The sequence below is a fragment of the Mesorhizobium sp. M0140 genome (assembly GCF_040322475.1).
Classification (GTDB): Bacteria; Pseudomonadota; Alphaproteobacteria; order Rhizobiales; family Rhizobiaceae; genus Mesorhizobium.
On sequence record NZ_JAMYTM010000005.1, the window covers coordinates 134,295 to 153,187 of the forward strand.

The window sequence follows — 18,893 nt, forward strand, 5'->3', positions numbered from 1 at the left end:
ATATCAGTCGCGCATGCAAATCGGACTTTTTCACAGCAAGAATGTTTGCGAGGCGGCGACGGACCCCTCCGCCGGCAGCTTGCCTGCCACAACGGCAGGGCTGCGAGGTCGGGGCAACGGGTTCCTTCGGAGCCTTGGCCGGCGCGTGGCTGACGGAGCATCAACGAAAAACCCGCCTGTGCGGCGGGTGACTGGCACAAATCAGCACCATGGGCCAAAATGTACCATAGCTGAGGGCATGGTGTCAAGAAAAAATTCCTATCGCGCTGCCCGGCAAAAACGGCGGACACCGCCGAACTGGCTGTCGTCAGGTCTTTGCTAGGCGGAGTTCGGAGCCCCGGCCACAACGACCAGCCCGTTGACGTGTTCCCCGCGATCCTGCCGGATCACGGTTGGTTCCAGTGACAAGACCGAAAGCCCGTTGGCGGCCAGGACATCGCGCACATAGTGTTGCGCATGCGCGTAGCGGCGCGACGGCAGCAGCATGAAATCGCCGTCGCCAGCCAGCGTCTCCACGGAAAATGCGAACAGGCCATCCGTGGCCAGCAGCCCGGCAATCGTCTTCACCACGCCGTCCAGCGCGCCGACATAGATGAAAACATCGGCCACCGTCACCAGATCGGCTTTCGGCCCGGCATAGGGAAAATCCCGCAGATCGGCCTTATCAAGGAAATCGTAGACGCCCTTGGTCCGCGCCTTTCTCAGCATCCTGGCCGAAATGTCATATCCCTCCAGCCGGTCGGCGATCGGCCGCAGCCTCTGTCCCGTCAGGCCGGTGCCGCAGCCAAGATCGAGCGCCAGCGCGAAGCGGCCCGGCCTTGCCGCTCGAATGGCTTGGTCGAGCATCTCAGGCAGCCGGTACCCCAGCCTGCCGACCAGGGACTCGTCGAAGCTCTCGGCATAATGGTCGAACAGTGTCTCGACGAAGGCGCTGGGGAGCGCGTCGAGCGCCGGCGCCTTGCCGATCAATTGCAGGTTCAGTGCAGCGCCTTGACGATCCGATGGATCGAGCTGCAGCGACATCGTCCAGGCCTGTGCAGCCAGATCCGCCGCGCCCGCCGCCTGCTGCATCTCACCGAGGCGAAACCAGCCCATGGCCCATTGCGGTGTCATTTCCAGCGCGCCGAGCAGCAATTCCGCCGCTGCTGCGTGATCGCCATCCGCGTGCAGCATCTCGGCATAATCGGCACGACGATCGGCGTTCAAGTCGCCGGACGAGGCTTGAAGCGGTTTCATGGCGATGGGTCCTGCCGGCGGATCGAGCCGGCGGTGCTCTATGCGGGAGTCAGCAGTGAGTTACAACAGGCTTCCCGCCGCGGAATTATATCCTATCTTGGGGATCATGCGCCCCAGCGACCTGCTTCATCCCCGGCCCGAGGGCCTCTATTGCCCGCCGGGCGATTTCTTCATCGACCCGGTCCGGCCGGTCAACCGGGCACTGATCACGCATGGCCATTCCGATCACGCACGTTCCGGCCACCGCTCGGTGCTGGCGACGCGGCAGACGCTCGACATTATGGGCCTGCGCTACGGCGAGAATTTCGCTGGCGCGACGCAAGCGGCACAGCTCGGCGAGACGATTGCACTCAATGGCATCAGCGTCAGCTTCCATCCAGCCGGCCATGTGCTGGGCTCGGCGCAGATAGCGGTCGAGCATCAGGGCACGCGCATCGTCGCTTCCGGCGACTACAAGCGGCAGAGAGACGCGACCTGCGCGCCATTCGAGCCGATCCAGTGCGATGTGTTCATCACCGAAGCGACCTTCGGCCTGCCGGTGTTTCGCCATCCCCCCGATACCGAAGAGATCGCCCGCCTGCTGAAATCGGCAGCGCAGTTCCCCGAGCGCTCGCATCTGGTCGGCGCCTATGCGCTGGGCAAGGCGCAAAGGGTGATGCGGCTGTTGCGCGACGCCGGCTACGACAGGCCGCTCTACATCCATGGCGCGCTGGCCAAACTCAGTGAGTATTACCAGAGCCAAGGCATAGACCTTGGGCAACTGGAGCCGGCAACCGTCGAAAGCGGGGGCAAGGATGATTTTACCGGCGCCATCGTCGTCGGCCCGCCATCGGCCTTCGCCGACCGCTGGGCGCGGCGCTTTCCCGATCCGATCTCGTGCTTCGCGTCAGGCTGGATGCGCATTCGCCAGCGCGCCAAGCAAGGCGGCGTCGAACTGCCGCTGATCATCTCGGACCATGCCGACTGGGATGAGCTGACCGCCACCATTAGGGAGACCGGAGCCGAGGAAATCTGGGTGACGCATGGCCGCGAGGAAGCGCTGGTGCGCTGGTGCGAGCTCGAAGGCATCGCGGCGCGACCACTGCACCTGGTAGGGTACGAGGACGAGGGCGATTGATGCTAGTTGCTGATCCACCAATCACCGGCGCCGCGATCCTTCACACCCCCCTCTGGCCTGCCGGCCATCTCCCCCGCAAGGGGGGAGATCAGATGTCACCGCCGCTTTCGCTAATCACCAACCGCGCAAGGAGAGTGCTGGCATCGAAGCTGTCAATCTCCCCCCTTGCGGGGGAGATGTCCGGCAGGACAGAGGGGGGTGTGCCGAAGTGCCAAGCCCATCCAGTAGTGTCACCATGAACCGCTTCGCCGAGCTTCTCGACCGCCTGGTGCTGACGCCGTCGCGCAATGGCAAGCTGACCTTGCTGACCGACTATTTCCGAGCCGTGGAGGATCCCGATCGCGGGCTGGCGCTGGCTGCCATCACCGGCGATCTCCACATTGCCGCGGTCAAGCCGGCGATGCTGCGCATGCTGGTCACCGAGCGCATGGATCCGGTGCTGTTCGGCTATTCCTACGACTATGTCGGCGATCTCGCCGAAACGGTGTCGCTGGTCTGGCCGCAAACGCCCGGAAACCTTCCGAACCGCGAGCCGACGCTTGGCGAGGTCGTGGCCAGACTGCAGGCGGCGAGCCGCTCCGACGGGCCGAAGGTACTGGCCGGGCTGCTCGACAGCGCCGGCACCTCGGCGCGCTTTGCCATCATCAAATTGGTCACCGGCGGGCTGCGCATCGGCGTATCGGCGCGGCTGGCCAAACAGGCGCTGGCCGATTTCGGCAAGGTCGAAGTGGCCGAGATCGAGGAGCTCTGGCACGGGCTGTCACCGCCTTACACAGCGCTGTTCGCGTGGCTGGAGGGCAAGGCCGAAAAGCCCAGGAACACGGCGTTGGCATTGTTTCGCCCGGTAATGCTGTCGAACCCGCTCAGTGAAGGCGATCTCGAAAAGCTCGATCCGGCGGATTATGCCGCAGAATGGAAATGGGACGGCATCCGTGTCCAGGCGGTGGCCGAGGGCGGCATCCGCCGGCTCTATTCGCGCACCGGCGATGACGTTTCGGGTGCCTTTCCGGACCTCGCCGATGCCATGCATTTTTCCGCAACGCTGGACGGCGAACTGCTTGTCGGCGATCCCCGGCAGGCGACGGGAACGTTCTCGGATCTGCAGCAGCGGCTGAACCGCAAGACGGTGACACCGAAGATGCAGCAGCAATACCCGGCCTTCATGCGCTGCTACGATCTGCTCCAGGTCGGCGGCGAGGATCTGCGCGCGCTGTCGTTTCGCGAGCGGCGCGGCCGGCTGGAAGCGTTTGTCGGAACGCTCGACCCGAGCCGTTTCGATATTTCGCCATTCGTCGACTTCACGGATTGGCAAACGCTGGAGGAACTGCGCCGGGTGCCGCCGCATCCGATCATCGAAGGCGTCATGCTGAAGCGCTGGGACTCAGCCTATGTCGCCGGCCGGCCGAAAGGTCCATGGTTCAAATGGAAACGCGATCCGCACACGGTGGACGCCGTGCTGATGTATGCCCAGCGCGGCCACGGCAAACGCTCGAGCTTCTATTCCGACTATACGTTCGGTGTCTGGACAGGTGCCGAAGGCGAGGAGGAACTGGTGCCGGTCGGCAAGGCCTATTTCGGCTTCACCGATGCGGAGCTGAAGCAGATCGACAAATATGTCCGCGACAACACGATCGAGCGTTTCGGGCCGGTGCGTTCGGTGCGGGCCGACCGCGACAACGGCCTGGTGCTGGAAGTCGCCTTCGAAGGGCTGAACCGCTCGACCCGGCACAAATCCGGCGTCGCCATGCGCTTTCCCCGCATTTCGCGGCTGCGCTGGGACAAGCCGGCCAACGAGGCCGACCGCATCGAGACGCTGCAGGCGCTGCTCGACCGCTAGCCGTTCAGCGCTCTTACGGCTCGATCGAAACGCGGATTTCGTAGATGTCCGCGGCCTTACCCTGCTTGTCGAAGTCGGAATTGATGGCAATGGTGCCGGCCGAGCCCGGATGCTTGTCCGGAAACTGCACATCGAACAGATATTCGTTCTGCTGCTGGCCGACCGCATAGCGCTTGCGGCCGCAGTCGCCGAGTTCGCCGAAATTGCAGTCGACCGAAATCTGCGTCTCCTTGCCTTCTTCGGAGCGGGCAATGATGTCGAACACGGCATGTTTGCCGGCGAGCTTCTCCAGCACGCCTTGTCCGACGTCGAAACTGATCGCCGAACCGGACGCGCCGGAACGGATGCGCAGGAACGAACCGGTATCGTCCTTCATCACCTCGGCCCTGGCGTCAGACGGCGCGCTGACATGGGATGCATCGGCCGGCGAAAACACATTGATCCAGTCGCGCGCCTGGTCCGCGGCGCCGGGTTTTGCCGGACCGCCGTCGGCCGGTGTGAAATCGTCGTCCTCGACGGTCGGCGGCGCCTGCGGCGGGGCGGTGTCGAGTTGCGCGGATGTCTTGAACACGCCGGTCTGCACGGCGAAGAACAGGCCGATGCCAACCGCGGCGAGCAGTGTCACGGTCAGGAAGATGGCGGTCAGCGGCAGGCGACGTCCCCTTATGCGCCGTTCATCGCGGTCGGGCGCCACTTCCGTCGTCGCACCGGCCGAGGCCGGAACCGACATGTCGATGGCCGGAGCATCGGGAAGCGTGGCGTCCGGCATGATATCGGGAACGACGGGCAGGACGCGGGAGCGCGGCGCATCGGCAGCGGATTGCACGGGTCCGTCGACGACGACATCGGGGGACGATGCCTGTCGGCCGGTTTCGACCGCGGGCGCCGGGTCCGCTCCGAGTTCGACCGCCGGTGCATCGCCCTGCGGGCCGGCATCCGGCACCGCCGGCAGGAACTCGGATTCGATTTCGGTGATTTTCGCCTGGATTGCCTTGCGGCGCTTGATGGCGACCTCAACGGTCACACCGGGATTGGCCTGGAGCGCGCGATCGAGCGCGGCAAAAGCCGAGCGATAGACCCTCTCGCGGAACGCGCGGTCCTCGGCATTGCCTTTCTCCAAGGCGTTCCGGATCGCTTTTTCGATCGCGTCCAAGCAGGTCCCTCTGTCTTTGCCAACCTTGCCGTGATCGTTAGCCGCAGGCGACCAATCAATCAACGGGCGAGCGGCGTATTCTGCCTCGCAGAGGTGTGCAAAGTCCATTCCGGCGCTGTTCCGGCAACAAAATCAGCATGCTTCGCCGATTTTCGCGCACAGGGAGCGCACGCACCGTGCGCCGTATTCCCTTGGCGATTGACTCGCGGACAAGGCGGCGGCGGCCGGCTTTCGAGGGTGCCATGACGCCGACGCAGGAATTGCCAAGTCGCATCTTGAATTCGCGCCCGGTTGCGTCTATCACCGCCGCATCTTGGAGGCCTTGGCTTCCCGGGCCGCTTTAGCTCAGTTGGTAGAGCACCGCATTCGTAATGCGGGGGTCGCGTGTTCGAGTCACGCAAGCGGCACCATTCCTCCTCCGTTTTGTCGTCTGCCCCTTCGCAGCTGGTGCAAAGGACTGCGACGCCGGCCTGGCAGATCTGCCATTGTCGAGACCCCGGTTTGGTGTGAAACTCATGGCCTCAGCATGGGAGGTCAAAAAATGCCCAACAATTTCAAGACCGGAGACGTCGTCAGGCTGAAATCCGGAGGCCCCAGGATGACGATCAGCGATGGCGCAGCCTCGGGCATGTATCTGTGCCACTGGTTCAATCGCGAGGGCGAGGTGTGGACCCCGCAACATGCCGGGTTCAAGCCCGAACAACTGATTGCGGCCGACCAGTCGGACTAGAGTTTCTTCCATCCCGATCAGATCGGGATGGGCACCCTCTGTTGTCCGGGCTTGAACGGATCAGCACGCGCGACCGACGGATTTTCCGGGTCGCGGCGTTTAACGGTTGAAGCGCGATGGCGGCACAAGCCGTCTGCGTCGCGCCAACCTGGAGACGCACAACATGATCAGTCGTTCGATATCAGTCGTTGCCTTGAGTTTGCAGACCGTTGCGGCTTTCGCCCAGGCAGCGACGCCGCCTGCACCGTCAACGGCCGCGCCACTTGCCGCGCCAGGCGCTTCGGGGACCAGGTCCGACATCACGCTGGCCAAATTCCAGAAGCGGCGCGAAAAGGCGATCATGGCGGCCGACACGGATGGCGACGGCAAGATCAGCCTGCTGGAATGGGACGCCTTTCAGACGAAGCGCAACGCCAAAGGCGACGCCGCCAAATCCTTCGCGCGGATCGATTCCAACCATGACGGCTTCATCGATCGCGCCGAACTCGATGCATTCTTCGCCAAGCGCTTCGCCCGGCTGGACAAGAATGCCGACGGCATTTTAACGGCCGACGAACTGCCGGGCCACAAAACCGCTCCCAAGCAGGAACAATGACCAAGAGGCAATGACGCGCGATGAACATCGGGAGTGCGCCGACTGATGGCTGCGGATCCGGACGAGGAGCTGGTTCGCCGTGTTGGCGCCGGCGAGCCCGCAGCCGTGCAAACGCTCGTCGCGCGCAAGCTGCCGCGTATCCTGGCGCTTGCCGTGCGCATGCTCGGCGATGCGGCGGAGGCCGAGGATGTCGCGCAGGAAACCTTCGTGCGGATCTGGCGCCATGCCGCGAGCTGGCGGCGCGGCAATGCGCGCTTCGACAGCTGGATCCACCGGGTGACGCTCAACCTTTGCTACGACCGGCTGCGTCGCAGGCGCGAATGGGTGACCGGCGACCTGCCGGACGTGGTCGACCCTGCGGCACTTCCCGACGCCCCTCGCCAAGAGGACGCGCTTCGGGTCGAACGGGCACTGCAAGCCATAGCGCCGCGCCAGCGCGAAGCGATCGTTCTGGTCTACTATCAGGAGATGTCCAATATCGAGGCGGCAGCGACCTTGCAGATCAGCGTCGATGCCCTGGAGAGCCTGCTTGCGCGCGGCCGGCGGTCGCTGCAGGCGATCCTGACGGGGGATGGCGCCGATGAGTAAGCACCGGGCAAGCACCAACGCACTACGGCCATTGCGCCTTGCTGGTGCCGCCTGGCGCTCGGCGCCGACGGGCAAGGAGGAGACACATGGCTGAAGGGTCCAGAAACGAAATGGATGCCAGGCGCTTTGCCGCCTTGGCACAGGCCTATGGCGGCGACTTGCGGCGATGGCCCGAGGCTGAGCGAATGGCCGGCACGGTCTTTGCCGCGAGCGGCGCGGGCAAGGCCATCTTGAGGCAGGCCGGGGCACTTGACGCGCTGCTCGACAGCTACCGCGTCGACGCCACGGACAAGGCGCTGCACAGCAGCATTCTGCAGGCTGCCGGCCGGCACCTCGTCCAGCGCCGGCGTCAGTGGTTCTGGTGGCTGGGACTTGGACTTGCCGGCATTGGTCTGGCCGGTGCCGTGGCAGGACTGGCCCTGGTGACCATCGTCACGCCGGAGGTCCAGCCGGACCATTATGTGCTGGATGCCAATGTGACGGCGTTTGGCGATGCCGGCCCGGATGCCGAGAACGGTGAGGAAAGCCTATGAGCCCGCGCTGGATCCGTGGTCTGGTCATTGCTTCCGTGGTGCTGAACGTCTTTCTTGCAGGCGCATTTGCCGGCGGTGCGGTCTGGCTGAGAAATGCCAAAGCGGGCGCGGGTGTCTCGCTGGAATCGGCTGGCCGACAGCTTCCCAACCAGGACCGCAAGGCGTTCCGCCTGGCGTTGCGCCAGGTTCGCGTGGAGTCTCGGCAGATCATTCTCGATGGCCAGCAGGCGAGGCAGGAGGCAGCGGACCTGTTGCAGCAGCCTGTCATGGACAAGGCCGCCTTGTCCGCCGCGCTGGAGCGGGCACGCAATGCCGATGTGACGGTCCGCAGCCGGCTTGAACAGGCCATTGTCGACTTCGCGGCGAACACGTCACACGAAAACCGGAGCGTGCTGGCACAGGCATTGCTGCGCCATATGGAACGCCGCGCCGCCGTTGCGCCGAAAAAATCGCCATGACGATCGACGGAAAAGGCCGGAGACGCCGTTTAACGATGCGAAGGGACAAGCCTGCCCGATCGCACCATGCAGGGCGGCCATCTTCAAACTCGAAAGCACTCGGAGTCCAATTATGAGTCGCCTGAAAAACTACGCAGCAGCCGCTATGCTGGCCCTCAGCGGAACGGTCGTGACAGCCACCGCGTCCAGCGCAATGCCCATCGTGTCCGTTGCCCAGCCGGCCGCCCAGGCATCGGTCGAGCATGTCCGCTGGGGCTGCGGCATCGGCTGGCATCCGAACAGATGGGGACGTTGCGTGCCGAGCGGCGTCGTCATCGTGCGCCCGCGCTACCATTACTGGCACGCTCCGGTCCACGTCTGGCATCCGCACCATCGCTGGCATCGCTGGCACCACTACTGATCGAAGCACGGTAGGGCCAGGCGCTTGTGAAACCTGGTCCCGCCGTTGCGGACAGCGCGATCCCCGGAATTAAGGTTAAATTCACTATAGATTTGTTCTCAGCCCGCAAATAATCGAAGAGTTTCCCGAAACTATGCTCAGGCATATTCATGGGAAAATCTGTGGCTCAGCTTCAAATCCTTGGGCGGGTGCTCTGTCATCCGCTGACGCTGGTCGTGGTCAGCCTAGCCGGTGTCTTCGCCGCCGGACGGGCCGAGCACGAATGGCTGTCGGTGCCGTTCTAGCTGGCGCTGGTGGCTGCCCTTGCCGGACTTCTCTTCCTGGCTTCGGGGCGCCTTGTCTTTTCCGTCTATCTCGCCTGGATGGGCATCGCTTTCATCACAGTGGTGTCAGCGATCAAATTCAGGATGAAGGGGTTTTCGCTGCACTTCTACGACACGGTCTTCGTGTCGAAGGATCCGGAAGTGTACCGCTTCCTGCTCGGCTCCTACCTCCATCTGATCGCGCCGGTCGTTGTTGCCCTGGTGCTCGGCATTACGGCGGCGGTGCTTCTGTTCCGGATCGATCGAAAAATCGGCTGGCCGGTATCGGCACGCGTCCTGGTCATGGCGGCGCTCGTCGTTCTGGTGCCGCTGACCTTTCCGGCCGAGGCCTCGAAGGACCGTTATTTCTACTACATGCAGGGCCGGCACATGTCGGCCTTCTTCGTTTCGCTGCTGGATTTGCACAACCTCGTTGTTGAATCGGGCTTCGAAAAGCGGCTGCAAGCCGTCGCGCCGCAGCCGCCTTTTGCCGACACGGTCGATTGCGGCGACCGGGCTGATCTTCCCGACGTCTTTTTCGTGCTCAGCGAAAGCCAGTCCGATCCCGGCTATTTTCCGCAGGTCGGCAACGGCGCGGGATTCCTGCAGAAGTTCGCGCCGGGGGCCGGCACGCCGCATCCGATGCAGGTCGAGACGTTTGGCGGCGGCACCTGGATCACCAATCTGTCGCTGATGACCGGCCTGTCGGCCACCGATTTCGGCTGGCGAAGCCCCTATTTGACCATCACCCTGCAGGACAAGGTCGCCGGCGCCTTGCCGGAGGTGCTGGCGCGCTGCGGCTATCGAACTGTCGTGATGACGCCGATGGACTTTTCGTTCGTCAATGAAGGGCCGTTCCTGAAATCGATCGGTTTCGAGACCGTGCTCGACATCAAGGACATCGCCGCGCCCTTCTACCACCTGCGCGATATCTTTTATTACCAGGCGGCCGAAGCATTCATCGCCAGGCACCGCAAGGAAGACGGCCGGCCGCTGTTCCTCGAAATCCAGACCATGTTTCCGCACTCCCCCTATGAGGGGCGGATGGAGCCCGAGTTGAAGGTCGAGGGCGAGCCTTTCTCGGGCGATTTCCAGGCCAATGAGTATCTGCGCCGGATGGCGGTAGCGCGCGGCGATTTCCAGCATTTCCTCGACGAGAGGAAAGCGGATGCCGGTGAACGCGGCGCCGTGGTGCTCGAGTTCGGCGATCACCAGTCGTCGGCGACCAAGCCGTTCGTCGACGCCATCGCCGGCGACGACGCCTTGGCGACCCCTGGCTCGCTTGCCTACCGCACCTTCTACACGCTCACCACCTTCAACCATCCTTTGCGCCATCCGATGCCTGACCTGGCGCCGCTCGACGTCGGCTTTCTCAGCGCAAGCCTGCTCGACGCGGCCGGCCTGCCGATGTCGCCTGTCATGGCCGATCTCGTGCGCCTGCGCGACCATTGCGGCGGCAGGTTCCATGGCTGCAAGGACCGGGCCGAGGTGGATACGCATCTGCGCCGGCGTGTCGATTCAGGGCTGCTGCATCTGTTCCCGGAGGCGGTGCCGTTGCATGCGCCGGCGCCGTTCCAATCGGTAGACGCCCGCTAGATATTTCAGTCGATTTTATCCGGTCCCAGCGACGCCACGGTCTTCAACGCGCCGTCGAGCATGTCGCCCTTCTCGTCCTTCAGCGCCATCTCGCGCAGGCGGCGGATCCAGTCGGCGGCATCCGTGCGGCCCTTGACCAGGTCGAGCGCCGACAGCACCCGGTCGAATTTCGACTGTGCGCGGACATGGGTGTCGCTGTAGCCCTTGATCAGCCGGCGGCAGTTGAGGATCTCGACGGCCAGCGCGTAGTCCTGGCGAACATGGTCGAGCGCCAGCGCGTACCAGCGGTCGAGATGCGCGATCTCAACCTTGTGGCGCAGCAGACTCCGGCGCCAGCGGCGCAGGCCGCCGATGAACCACAGTGCTGCAAAGCCGGCAAAACTGTCGGTGCGGATGCGGCGGCCATGATTGATGCGGCGGTCGAGAAAGGCGGCGAGCTTCGGCCGGCTTTCGATGTAGCTGCCCAGTCCCGCCGGCAGCGTGCCGCAGAATTCCTCGATGCGCGGATGGAAATATTCGGTGACCTGCAGGATCGAGCCGTCCTTGACGCCGACCTCGCGGCGCACGCGTTTGTCACGCGTCGAGCGCGTCTTGAGATCGGCAACGCGGATCATGTCGTCGTAGCATAGCGCGTTGGCCAGATGCTGCGCGGTAGCGATGGACAGGCCATAGCCGCGGTTCGGCCCGTCCAACGCGACGGCCTTGTCCAGCCAGTCGAGATACTCGCGCCCGTAAGCGATGTCCTGATAGTCGACGACCTTTCTCAAGCCCCGAAGTGCCATGTCGCGCACGGCCACCGGCAACAGGTCGATGCGGGCAGCCAAGGTCTGCCAGCCCTGCAGCAGGTTTTGCGGGCCACTCACCTGTCCTGTGCCCAGGGCAGATTCGACTATCGCGGGCTCGGCCGGCTTCGGCGCCGGTGCTGCCGTGCCGCGCGCGCGGTCAAACGCGGCGCCGAAGGCAGCGAGGCTGGCCTTGACGCCCCGGCCGCCGGCACCGATCGCCTGTTCGTAGCTCTCGCGTGTGAAGGGCAGCGCATCGGACCCCGCCAGCGCGCCAAGCAGGCTGGCCGAGATCATCGAACCATTGTCGGCGGCGATCTTTTCCATGTCGAAAGCGATGAAGCGCTTCGATGCTGCTTCCGCCGTCGCATGAACCTTGGAGGACGAGGCCCGGCCATCGCCCGGCTCGATCTTTTCCGACACGGCGGCGATGCGGTGCGACGAGGCGATCAGCGTCGTGCGGTCGGGCGTGACGAAGCCGCGAATGATGGCACGGCCGGCTTCCATCAATTCGGCGGCGATCAGGATGTCGACGTCGCCCTGCGACGGCGACAGCGCGAAGACCGGCAGCCGGCCGGTGTCGCGGGCCATCTCCACATAGTAAATGGTGGCGCCAGTACGCTGGGCGACGCCGGCGACCGAGGTCGATTGCGCAACAAAGCCGTTGCGCTCGGCGACATCGGTGATCCAGTCGGCGAGCACGCCACCGCCCTGGCCGCCGACCGCCAGCACGGCGAGCTTGATGACACGCTCGCTATCCTGAGCACCGGCGCGGGCGCGAAGTGGGGGGACGGCGTCAAGCATCGGCGAAGGTCAGGCGCCGGCTTTCGCGGCGGCGCTGCAACAGGCTGATGGTGGCACGGCGCGCGGCTTCCAGGAAGCGATCCCAGCGGCTCGGATTGTGCACGACGTCGGCGCGATAGAAGGACGGGCACAGCACCGCCGCATCGGCGACCTCGCCGCAATTGCCGCAGCCGACGCAGCTCTGGTCGATATGCGCCACCGGATCGTCGCGCAACGGGTCGTCGAGCGACTTCACCGACAGCGACGGGCAGCCGGACAGCCGCATGCAGGCATGGTCGCCGGTGCAGATGTCCTCATCGACGCCGAACTTCGGCTTCACCACACGCTCGCCGCCCTTGATCGCCTTGTCGACCAGCGGCTTTTCGCGGCGCTGCCGGTTGAGCATGCATTCGGACGAGGCGACGATGACCTTCGGCCCCTTCTCGTCCGTCGTCAGCGCCTCGCGCAGCGTGTCCTGCATCTTGGTGACGTCATAGGTGCGGTCGACATGGCGCAGCCATTTGACGCCCATGCCTTTCACCGCCTCGGTGATCGGATGCTTGGTCGACTTAGTCTTGTTGCCGGCGCGGGACGACAGAATGTCCTGCCCGCCGGTGGCCGCCGAATAGAAATTGTCGACGATGACGATGACGCCGTCGTTCTTGTTGAACACCGCGTTGCCAATCGAGGAGGTCAGGCCGTTGTGCCAGAAGCCGCCATCGCCGACAAAGGAGATGGAGCGGCGCTTGGCATCCGGCGAATTGAACGCCGAGGCCGAGGCCGGCCCCAGCCCATAGCCCATGGTGGTGGCTCCGAGCTCGAAGGGCGGCATGATCGAGAACAGGTGGCAACCGATGTCGGAGGCGATGTGATGCTTTCCGAGCTCCTGCTCGACCAGCTTGGTCGCGGCAAAGATCGGCCGTTCCGGGCAGCCGATGCAGAAGCCCGGCGGACGGCCCGGCACGACATTGATCAGGTCGGCTGCGTCGACGCCATCGCCGACCTTGTTGGGCGCCCGCACTTCGCCGGGCAGCAGATGCGGCGCCTCGGCGCGCAGGAAGGCGCCGATGCCGTCGAGCATGACCTGGCCGGTGTATTCGCCGGCCATCGGCAAATGCTCCTTGCCGACCAGCCTGGTGCCGCGACCGGCCTTGTGCAGCATCGAAGCGAAGGCCTGTTCAATGTAGTTGGGCTGGCCTTCCTCGACGACCAGCACCGACTGCTTGCCCTCGCAGAAGGACAGGAACTCGTCATCAATCAAGGGATAGACGGCGTTGAGCACATAGAGCGGCACGTCGGTGTCGCCATAAGTGTCGGCAAGGCCTAGCCGCTGCAGCGCGCGGATGACCGAATTGTACATGCCGCCCTGCATGACGATGCCGACCGAGCCATGATCCGACCCGAAGAATTCGTTGATCTTGTTCTTGCGGATGAAATCGACCGCCGCCGGCCAGCGCTTCTGCACCTTCTCCTTCTCATGCAGGAAGGAAGCGGGCGGCAAAACGATGCGGCCGGTGTCGCGGCGCGGCGCGTCAAGCGCATCGGCGACCGTCATCGGCGGCCGCTTATTGTCCTTGGCGATGAAATGGCCGTGGACGTGGCAGCAGCGGATGCGAACCTGCAGCATGACCGGCGTGTTGGAAATCTCCGACAGTTCGAAACCGTCCTCCACCGCCTTGACAATCGACGGCAGGTTGGGGCGCGGGTCGAGCAGCCAGACCTGGCTTTTCATGGCGAAGGCATGACTGCGTTCCTGCATGATCGAGGAGCCTTCGCCATAGTCCTCGCCGACAATGATCAGCGCGCCGCCGGTGACGCCGCCGGAGGCGAGGTTGGCCAGCGCATCGGAGGCGACATTGGTGCCGACCGTCGACTTGAAGGTCGCCGCACCGCGGATCGGGTAATGCACCGAGGCGGCCAGCATGGCGGTGGCGGTGGCTTCGGAAGCGCTGGCTTCGAAGTGCACGCCGAGTTCGCCCAGAATGTCCTGTGCGTCGGCCAGCACGTCCATCAGATGGCTGATCGGCGCGCCCTGGTAGCCGCCGACATAGCCGACGCCGCATTGCAGCAGCGCTTTAGTGATGGCGAGGATGCCTTCGCCGGCAAATTCCTCGCCGGCACCCAGCCGAAGCTTTTCGACTTCCTTGGCAAAAGAGCGTTCGGCCATTTTTTTCTCCTTCCGGTACCGCCCGGGGTTTGGCGACGCGTAGGTCTAGATGTCGTGCTTGCGAATGTTCTTCAGCATCTTCAAAAGCGTGGCGATAAGTGCGGAATATTCGGCGTCGTCGATATCGTCGAACATCGCCTCGAACGCGTCATGCATGGCCGGCCAGGCGCGCGCGAACTCGGCGCGGCCGTCGTCGGTCAGGAACACGTGGCGGATGCGGCTGTCGGTGACGCCCTGTTCGCGTCGTACCAGGCCCTGGCCCTCCAGCGAGTCGAGCGTCCGGCTCAAGGTCGACTGCTCGATGACCGTATAGACCGAGAGATCGTTGACGGTGATGCCGTCGGTGACCGACAGCACGGCCAGCGTGCGCACCTGCGGAATGGTCAGGCCCTGCTTGCGGAAATCGTCGCGCAAGGTGGCGTTATAGCGGCCCATGATGCGGTTCATCAGATAGGGCGCGAATTGCTGCAGGCCGATCTGCCCCAGGGTCGAAATGCGCTGGCGCTTCTCAGTGACCTTCTCTTCCATCACAGCCTCCCCGCAAGGAGAAAGCCGGAGCCGCCGCCAAGGCCGGCACCCGGATGGGTCGAGGCGCCGATATGGTAGAGGCCCTTGATGCCGGTCTGATGGTTGCGGCTGCTCTTGAACGGCCGCCACAGGAACGACTGGTCGATGGTCGAGGAACCGCCATAGGGGTCGCCGCCGACGAGATTGATGTTCATCGCCTCGAGATCGGCCGGCGAATAGGCACGGCGCGCGATCACGCTGGCCTTGAAGCCCTCAATGTGGCCGGCGAGGATGGCCTCGGCGCGATCGGCATAGGCTTCGCGTAGCGCAACGGTCCACTGCCCGTCTGCCGGTGCCTGCAGCTTGCCGGCTGCGTCACCCTTGATGTGGCGAGGCGCCTCGGGCAGTTGCAGCCACAGGATCGCCTTGCCTTCGGGGCAGCGCGACGGATCGAGCGCATGCGGCTGGCCGACACAGATGGTCGGCACCTCCGGCAGCATGCCGCGCGCCGCCTCGTTGCAGGCTTTCGAGACGCCATCCAGTCCCGGCGTCAGATGCAGCAGCGCCACCTTGTCCAGGCCTTCGCCCCGCCATGCGGGCGGCTTGCTCAGAGCATAATGGATCTGGAAATTGCCCTTGCCGTATCGGTATTTCTGCGTCGCCTCGACATCGGCTTTGGGTGCATCCGCGCCAAGCAGCCTGCCATAGAGCTGCGTCGGTGTAACCGAGCAGATGACGCCCTTGTTGGCCGTGATTGTCTCGCCCGAGGCCAGTCGCACGCCGGTCGCGCGGCCATTGCTTTGAACGATCGAAGCGACATCGGCGCCGGTGCGGATGTCGCCGCCGCGTTCCCGGATCAAAGCCTCGAAGGCCGCCAGCAGGTTTTTTGCCCCGCCCTTGACGATCGGCGCGCCCGCCGCCTCAAGCGCGAAGGCGATAACCCTGGCGATCTGGCCGGAAAAGGCGTCTTCGGGGCCGAGCCCGGCATGCAGCACCCAGGGCGCCCACAGCGCGCGGATGGTTTCGGACCGGTAGGTGTTTTCCAGCCAGCCGCGCGCCGGCACCAGTGCCTCGCCGAGAAAGGCGGCAAGACCGCGCGGGCCGCGCCGCCAGCCATCGCCGGCCAGCAGCTTGGCGGTCGGATAGGACCACAGGCTGCCGCCGAGCAAGCCGAACAGCAGGCCGGCATTGCGCTCGATGCCGCCGACATCATCCGCGTGCCGGTCACCGTCGCCTGCCGCGATCGCATTGAGGGCCGCGACGTTGGCAGCGCGGTCGGTGCGCAGCACGGCGTGGCTGCCGTCCGGCCGCAGCACGCCGGTCGGCGTGCCCGTGTGGCAGAACTCCAGCCCGTGCCGTGCAAGGTCGGCGCCCAGCGCCGCAAAGGCCGGCGAGGTGATGAACAGCACGAAGGTCGTCGCCATCACATCATGGATGAAGCCGGGCGCGGTGATCTCCTCGGTGCGCATGCAACCGCCAATGCGGTCGTTGCGCTCCAGGACGAGCACACGCGCCCCTTTGCCGCCGAGCATCGCCGCGCAGACCAGCGCGTTGATGCCGCTGCCGACGATGATGTGATCCGGCTGGGTCACGGCAAACGCTTTCGCTTAGCCCTTCGACACCAGCGCCAGCGCGCGGATCGGGCTGCCGGTGCCGTGTTCGATCTTCAGCGGCGCCGCGATCAGGATAGCGCCCTTCGGCGGCAGCTGGTCGAGGTTGCAAAGGCTGGCAAGACCGTAGCGGTTGGCCTTGTGCATCAGCGTGTGCGCCGGGAATGGCGGCTCCATGCCGCCGGCTTTGCCGGCATCCGTGCCGATCGTCTCCGAGCCCCAGCCCTTGATGTCCTTGCTGATCAGGAACTGGATGGCTTCGGCCGTCGGGCCGGGCGTGTGCGGGCCGGTCTCGTTGGCGTTGAGGAACTCGGCTTCCGAGCCGTTGCGCTTGTACCAGTCGGTGCGCATCACCACCCATTCGCCGGCATTGATCGCGCCATGCTTGGCTTCCCATGCCTTGATGTGGTCGACAGTGAGCAGGAAATCAGGGTCGGCGGCGGCTTCCTTCGAGCAGTCGATGACATTGACCGGGCCGACGAAGTTCTGCGCCGGAATGGTGTCGGTGGCACCGTCCGGATAATCCTTGCCGGAGATCCAGTGCTGCGGCGCATCGAAATGCGTGCCCGAATGCTCGCCGAGCTTCAGCCAGTTCCAGGCCCACCACGGACCGTTCTTGTCGTAACGGGAGATGTTGTGGATCTCGACCTTCGGCGTGTCGACGGCCAATTCCGGCGGCAGCTTGATCAATGGCGTGTCCGGCCCGAGTGGCGCCGACAGGTCGACCACCTTGATGGCGCCTGAAAGAAGCTGGCTGGCGACTTCGCCGAGGAGTTTTTGGGTGTCCATGGTCTGAAGTTCCCTCTTTCGTGTGATGATCAAGGCTCGTCTCGGCCCTTAATATCCTACTAGACGAAAACATATGCATCTGCAATTATCTTTAAGCATAAAGGAAATGGGGACGAGGCGTGAGCGAGTTCGACGCCATCTTTGTCGGGGCCGGCCACAACAGTCTGGCATGCGCCGCGCATTTGGCGCTCAAAGGCTGGAAAACCGGGATATTCGACCGCAACGCAGCGATCGGCGGCGCCGTCCAGACGCGCGAATTCACCCTTCCCGGCTTCCGCCACGATTTCGGCGCGATGAATGTGAGCCTGTTCGCCGGCTCGGCCTTCCACCGGAAATATGCAAATGAATTGAAAGCGCAGGGGCTGGAGTTCGCGCCCGTTGCCGACTGTTTTGCCAGCGCATTCCCGGACGGACGCTGGTTCGGCGTCAGCAACGATATGGAAAAGACCGCTGCGCGCATGGCCGCCTTCTCCGCCACTGACGCCACGACATGGCGCAGGCTGGTCGCCGCCTTCCCGGCGGAGGCCGAACATCTGTTCCGGCTGCTGGGCTCGCCGATGAGCGCCCGCGCGCTTGCCGGCATCGCGTGGAACCTGTGGCGCAAGAAGGGCATGTCTGGGGCGCTCGATACAGGCCGGCTGCTGTTGTCCTCGCCCCGCGCCTGGCTGGAGGAAAATTTCCAGTCGCTGCATATCAGGGCAACGCTCGCCACCTGGGGCATGCATCTCGACTTCGCGCCCGACATCGCCGGGGGTGCGGTGTTCCCCTATCTGGAATCAATGGCCAACCAGAGCTTTGGCATGGTGCTGGGCAAAGGCGGCGCCGACACCATCATCCGCGCCCTGTCGGGCATGGTGACCTCCGCCGGCGGCAAGATTGTCACCGGCGCCGAAGTGGCCGAGATCACCGTTTCCGCCGGCAAGGCGACCGGCGTCCGGCTCGCTTCGGGCGAGACGCATACCGCCGCCAAAGCGGTCATTGCCGGCGTCGCGCCCAAGGCGCTGACCGGCAAGCTGCTGCCCAATGGTTCGGGTAACGCCGGCTTCGACACGGCGATGCAAAAGTTCCGCCACGCGCCGGGCACGATGATGATCCATCTGGCGCTCGACGATTTGCCCGAATGGCGCGCCGGAGCCGAGTTGCGGCAGTTCGCCTATGTGCATCTGTCGCCGTCGCTCGACGCCATGTCGCGCACCTATCAGCAGGCGATGGCGGGCATGCTGCCGGACGAGCCGACGCTGGTGGTCGGCCAGCCGACGGCGATCGACCCCTCGCGAGCGCCTCAGGGAAAGCATGTGCTGTGGGTGCAGGTGCGCATGCTGCCCGCCGAAATCACAGGCGATGCCGCCGGCAAGATCGCACCCGCGCATTGGGACGAGGTGAAGGACGCCTACGCCGAGCGTGTCCTCGACATCATCGAGACCTATGCGCCCGGCCTGCGCAACAAGATCCTCGGCCGCGCCGTCTTCTCGCCCATCGATCTCGAGCGCGAGAACCCGAACCTCGTCGGTGGCGACCAGGTCTGCGGCAGCCATCATCTGGCGCAGAATTTCTTGTTCCGCCCTGCGCGCGGCTATGCCGGCTGGAACACGCCGGTGGCGCATCTGCACCTCACCGGAGCCGCGACATGGCCGGGCGCCGGCACAGGTGCGGCGTCGGGCTTCATGCTCGCACAACAGCTTGGCGGGAGGTAGGAGCCGGAGATTTCCT

The 18,893-nt window shown here is 64.6% G+C and carries 18 protein-coding genes and 1 tRNA gene; 12 read left to right on the forward strand and 7 right to left on the reverse strand.

Annotated elements, in window-relative coordinates; genetic code table 11:
- Nucleotides 1-318: 318 nt before the first annotated feature.
- Nucleotides 319-1,236: a class I SAM-dependent DNA methyltransferase gene (locus NKJ37_RS07420; RefSeq protein ID WP_352773447.1), complete on the reverse strand. Its 918-nt coding sequence runs from the start codon at nt 1,234-1,236 to the stop codon at nt 319-321.
- 106 nt (nt 1,237-1,342) lie between these two features.
- Between NKJ37_RS07420 and NKJ37_RS07425 the strand changes: the two genes are divergently transcribed.
- Together NKJ37_RS07425 and NKJ37_RS07430 are read left to right on the forward strand one after the other, a co-directional pair.
- Complete coding sequence (locus NKJ37_RS07425) at nt 1,343-2,353, forward strand: ligase-associated DNA damage response exonuclease (RefSeq protein ID WP_023811451.1); 1,011 nt, start codon at nt 1,343-1,345, stop codon at nt 2,351-2,353.
- A gap of 235 nt (nt 2,354-2,588) precedes the next feature.
- Nucleotides 2,589-4,190, forward strand: coding sequence for a cisplatin damage response ATP-dependent DNA ligase (locus tag NKJ37_RS07430; protein ID WP_023811452.1), 1,602 nt, complete (start codon nt 2,589-2,591; stop codon nt 4,188-4,190).
- 13 nt (nt 4,191-4,203) lie between these two features.
- On the opposite strand, the gene NKJ37_RS07435 is transcribed toward NKJ37_RS07430, so the two are convergent.
- Entirely contained in the window at nt 4,204-5,343 is a 1,140-nt protein-coding gene (locus tag NKJ37_RS07435; protein ID WP_352773451.1) for a hypothetical protein, read from the reverse strand.
- A gap of 334 nt (nt 5,344-5,677) precedes the next feature.
- Here NKJ37_RS07435 and NKJ37_RS07440 point away from each other — a divergent pair.
- The 9 genes from NKJ37_RS07440 to NKJ37_RS07480 all read left to right on the forward strand — a co-directional run bounded on the left by NKJ37_RS07440 (nt 5,678) and on the right by NKJ37_RS07480 (nt 10,545).
- Nucleotides 5,678-5,753 (forward strand) — tRNA-Thr (locus tag NKJ37_RS07440).
- A gap of 131 nt (nt 5,754-5,884) precedes the next feature.
- Nucleotides 5,885-6,073: a YodC family protein gene (locus tag NKJ37_RS07445; RefSeq protein ID WP_023811455.1), complete on the forward strand. Its 189-nt coding sequence runs from the start codon at nt 5,885-5,887 to the stop codon at nt 6,071-6,073.
- 163 nt (nt 6,074-6,236) lie between these two features.
- Nucleotides 6,237-6,668, forward strand: a complete 432-nt coding sequence (locus tag NKJ37_RS07450) for an EF-hand domain-containing protein (protein WP_352773453.1) — start codon at nt 6,237-6,239, stop codon at nt 6,666-6,668.
- Nucleotides 6,669-6,713: 45 nt separating this feature from the next.
- Nucleotides 6,714-7,256: an RNA polymerase sigma factor gene (locus NKJ37_RS07455; RefSeq protein WP_023811457.1), complete on the forward strand. Its 543-nt coding sequence runs from the start codon at nt 6,714-6,716 to the stop codon at nt 7,254-7,256.
- Nucleotides 7,257-7,342: 86 nt separating this feature from the next.
- Nucleotides 7,343-7,789, forward strand: a complete 447-nt coding sequence (locus NKJ37_RS07460) for a hypothetical protein (RefSeq protein ID WP_352773455.1) — start codon at nt 7,343-7,345, stop codon at nt 7,787-7,789.
- Nucleotides 7,786-8,247, forward strand: coding sequence for a periplasmic heavy metal sensor (locus NKJ37_RS07465; protein WP_023811459.1), 462 nt, complete (start codon nt 7,786-7,788; stop codon nt 8,245-8,247). The genes NKJ37_RS07460 and NKJ37_RS07465 overlap by 4 nt, the downstream gene beginning before the upstream one ends.
- A 112-nt stretch (nt 8,248-8,359) precedes the next feature.
- On the forward strand, nt 8,360-8,647 hold the full coding sequence (locus tag NKJ37_RS07470) for a GCG_CRPN prefix-to-repeats domain-containing protein (protein ID WP_023811460.1): 288 nt from the start codon (nt 8,360-8,362) through the stop codon (nt 8,645-8,647).
- A gap of 161 nt (nt 8,648-8,808) precedes the next feature.
- Nucleotides 8,809-8,931: a hypothetical protein gene (locus tag NKJ37_RS07475; RefSeq protein WP_352673522.1), complete on the forward strand. Its 123-nt coding sequence runs from the start codon at nt 8,809-8,811 to the stop codon at nt 8,929-8,931.
- 9 nt (nt 8,932-8,940) lie between these two features.
- Nucleotides 8,941-10,545: a sulfatase-like hydrolase/transferase gene (locus NKJ37_RS07480; protein ID WP_352773458.1), complete on the forward strand. Its 1,605-nt coding sequence runs from the start codon at nt 8,941-8,943 to the stop codon at nt 10,543-10,545.
- 5 nt (nt 10,546-10,550) lie between these two features.
- Here NKJ37_RS07480 and NKJ37_RS07485 read toward each other — a convergent pair whose 3' ends face one another.
- From NKJ37_RS07485 to NKJ37_RS07505, 5 genes are read right to left on the reverse strand one after another with little or no spacing between them, the layout of a single operon-like run.
- A complete protein-coding gene (locus NKJ37_RS07485; RefSeq protein WP_352773460.1) occupies nt 10,551-12,131 on the reverse strand; it encodes an indolepyruvate oxidoreductase subunit beta family protein in 1,581 nt (526 codons plus the stop codon).
- Entirely contained in the window at nt 12,124-14,277 is a 2,154-nt protein-coding gene (locus tag NKJ37_RS07490; protein ID WP_352773463.1) for a thiamine pyrophosphate-dependent enzyme, read from the reverse strand. Before NKJ37_RS07490 ends, NKJ37_RS07485 begins: the two co-directional genes overlap by 8 nt.
- A 45-nt stretch (nt 14,278-14,322) precedes the next feature.
- Complete coding sequence (locus NKJ37_RS07495) at nt 14,323-14,805, reverse strand: MarR family winged helix-turn-helix transcriptional regulator (protein WP_023811464.1); 483 nt, start codon at nt 14,803-14,805, stop codon at nt 14,323-14,325.
- Nucleotides 14,805-16,376, reverse strand: a complete 1,572-nt coding sequence (locus NKJ37_RS07500) for a phytoene desaturase family protein (protein ID WP_352773466.1) — start codon at nt 16,374-16,376, stop codon at nt 14,805-14,807. Before NKJ37_RS07500 ends, NKJ37_RS07495 begins: the two co-directional genes overlap by 1 nt.
- A 15-nt stretch (nt 16,377-16,391) precedes the next feature.
- Nucleotides 16,392-17,183, reverse strand: a complete 792-nt coding sequence (locus NKJ37_RS07505) for a cyclase family protein (protein ID WP_128305660.1) — start codon at nt 17,181-17,183, stop codon at nt 16,392-16,394.
- Between the two features lie 119 nt (nt 17,184-17,302).
- On the opposite strand from NKJ37_RS07505, the gene NKJ37_RS07510 reads away from it, so the two are divergent.
- Nucleotides 17,303-18,877: a phytoene desaturase family protein gene (locus NKJ37_RS07510; RefSeq protein ID WP_352439689.1), complete on the forward strand. Its 1,575-nt coding sequence runs from the start codon at nt 17,303-17,305 to the stop codon at nt 18,875-18,877.
- The last annotated feature ends 16 nt before the right edge of the window (nt 18,878-18,893 follow it).